At 48.2% G+C, this 357-nt stretch carries 1 protein-coding gene; it reads right to left on the bottom strand.

What is annotated here, in order from left to right; translation table 11 throughout:
* Positions 1 to 357, bottom strand: a 357-nt coding sequence (locus HX884_RS26830; protein WP_178329065.1) for an efflux RND transporter periplasmic adaptor subunit, incomplete at both ends; no start/stop codon positions are given.

Here is a 357-nt window from a genome sequence, read left to right as displayed (position 1 = left end):
GGTCAAATGCAGTAATGACACCATCAATAGGTGCTTTAATGGTAAAACGGGTCTGAATGCTCCGGGTAGAACGCAGTCTCTGAATATCCTCTTCCGGCATACCTGCCAGGCGAAGCCGTTCCAGAACGCCTTTAATTTGCGTGGAAGTACCACCGGTGCTGGATAACAGAAGGAATTCGCTCTGTGCTTCCACCCAGTCCGGAATGGTAATATCGATAAGTGGCGTCCCCTTCTTCACATGATCGCCAATCGTCATGGGGTAGACTTTTTCGACAAACCCGTCAGAACGCGCCTGCACAATAACAAACTGATACTCGTTATAGCTGACATTAGCCGGGATTGTCTGAGAATAATTCA

Origin of the sequence: Enterobacter sp. SECR19-1250 (assembly GCF_013391025.1) — a bacterium.
GTDB lineage: Bacteria > Pseudomonadota > Gammaproteobacteria > Enterobacterales > Enterobacteriaceae > Enterobacter > Enterobacter cloacae.
This window is presented reverse-complemented; position numbering and strand designations above follow the sequence as displayed.